At 71.5% G+C, this 2,248-nt stretch carries 2 protein-coding genes; both read right to left on the bottom strand.

Annotated elements, in window-relative coordinates; translation table 11 throughout:
- Nucleotides 1–1,002: DNA topoisomerase (locus ABZ749_RS34165; RefSeq protein ID WP_357235309.1), on the bottom strand; the 1,002-nt coding region annotated here is incomplete at its 3' end.
- 426 nt (nucleotides 1,003–1,428) lie between these two features.
- A complete protein-coding gene (locus ABZ749_RS34160) occupies nucleotides 1,429–2,175 on the bottom strand; it encodes a hypothetical protein (protein ID WP_357235306.1) in 747 nt (248 codons plus the stop codon).
- Between the last annotated feature and the right edge of the window lie 73 nt (nucleotides 2,176–2,248).

Genomic DNA, 2,248 nt, shown 5'->3' with positions numbered 1-2,248 from the left:
GGTACGCATATAGGTGATGTAGCCGTTCTCGTACAGGCGCTGCGCGGTACGCATCGTCTGCTGCGAGGACAGGCGCAGCTTGCGGGCCGCCTCCTGCTGGAGGGTCGAGGTGATGAACGGCGCGTACGGGCGACGGCGGTAGGGCTTCTCCTCCACCCGGGTGACGGTGAACGGCCGCCCCTCCAGTCGGGCCGCTAGACCCCGGGCGCCGCCCTCGTCGAGGTGCACGACGCCAGCGCCGGCCCGGACGCGACCGGTGGTCGGCTCGAAGTCCTTACCGGTGGCGATCCGGTCGCCGTTGAGAGCGATCAGGGTGGCGTTGAAGGCACGCGGGCCCTCACCGGCGTCGGCCACCGCGAGGCTGGCCAGGATGTCCCAGTATTCGGCGGTGCGGAAGGCCATCCGCTGCCGCTCCCGCTCGACCACGATGCGGGTCGCCACGGACTGCACCCGGCCCGCCGAGAGCCGTGGCATGACCTTCTTCCACAGCACCGGGGAGACCTCGTAGCCGTACAGGCGGTCGAGGATCCGGCGCGCCTCCTGGGCGTCCACCAGATCGCGGTCGATCTCCCGCGGGTTGGCCACCGCCGCCTGGATCGCCGGCTTGGTGATCTCGTGGAAGACCATCCGCTTGACCGGGACCTTGGGCTTGAGCGTCTCGACCAGGTGCCAGGCGATGGCCTCGCCCTCACGGTCCTCATCCGTCGCCAGGAAGATCTCGTCGACTTCCTTTGCCAGCTTCACCAGCTTGCTGATCTGCTGCTTACGGTCGGCGGAGACGACGTAGAGCGCCTGGAAGCCGTTGTCGACGTCCACCCCGAGCCGGGCCCAGGGCTCCTTCTTGTGCTTGGCCGGCACGTCGGCGGCGTTGCGTGGCAGGTCGCGGACGTGACCGAAGCTGGCCTCCACGACGTACCCCGGGCCGAGGTAGCCCGAGATCGTCTTGGCCTTCGCCGGTGACTCGACGATGACCAGACGGGTGGTTCCAGCGTTGCTCGGCACGTCTCTCCCCGACCTCACTCCTGCTCGTGGCCTGCCGGCGCCCGGACAGCGACCGCTTTCGACCCCGCCGTCGCACCGGCGGTCCGGATGTCCAACGTAACGCGCCGCCCGCGTTTCGGGTTTCGCGGGCCGCAATCCGCTTCGACGCGGCTGTCGACGCCACTCCGCCACGCTCGGCACTGCCGGACGGCGCCACCGTACACCGTGGGTAGGGCTCGAAGCGGGTCACTGTGACGATGGCGGGCCCACGACCCGCCCGTTTTCCGCCTGGATCGACCCGCCGTCTGTCCGGCACCAGACACCCGGCCACACCGTCTCAAGCCGCCGCCCAACCGGGTCGATCATGGACTTATGGTGGGCGTTTTAGCCCCGGACGAGCAATACATCCCCCACCACAACTCCATGATCGACACGATGAGGGGTGGATCAGGTTGGCCAGGCTTCGGGTGGTGTGGCGGGCGGCGGCCCGCCGACCAGTTCGGCGAGCCGCGCCAACCGGCGGCGGCCGGTGATCCGGTACGCCGGGCCGCCCTCACCCGGGCCGAGCAGCGCCCCGGCCAGCCCCGCCGAGGCGAGCGCCACGCCGATCGGCTCCCAACACTCCTGGTCGTCGACGCCCAGCCGCAACAGGAAGCAGTCCGGAGGCTCCGGCGTCCCGGCGGCGGCCAGCCACAGCCGCAACCGCCGACCGGTCAGGTGGAACGCGGCCGGCGGACGCTTCGTCGTACCGTGCAGCCAGGCGGCCGCCAGCGGCTTCAAGATCCGGGTGTACGACGTACGAACGGCGTGTCGCGCGCCCTCGGTCGGCTCCCAGCTCGCCGCCAGCCCCCTCGACGCCAGCTCGGCGACGAGCACGTGCACCCGCCAGGCGGCGTCCACCTGCACCGAGAGCCGGGCGGTGCCGCCCATCCGGACCACCTCGGCCGGCCCGGCGAGCAGCCCGGCCAGGTCGGCGACGGTCGGTTCGGCCGCATCCGCGCCGAAGAAGACAAGTTGCCGGCCCGCGTCGTCCGTCTGGGGCGGGCCGTTCCGAACCGGGCCGCCCGGCGACGGGCGGTCCTGCGGCGCGCCGCCACGGCGTCGCCCGGGAGTGGGCGTGTCGGACTCGGGCGCGGGGAACAGCGCCGGGGGCGGCTGTGCCTTCCCGGTGTCACCGAGCCCGCTCAGCGACACTCCGGCACCTCGTCGAATGCCTGTTTCAACTCCTCGGAGTTGAGCTTGCTGGTATCCAGCGCGCCGGCGTCGT

It is taken from the genome of Micromonospora sp. NPDC047753, from assembly GCF_040642735.1.
Lineage (GTDB): Bacteria > Actinomycetota > Actinomycetes > Mycobacteriales > Micromonosporaceae > Micromonospora.
This window is presented reverse-complemented; position numbering and strand designations above follow the sequence as displayed.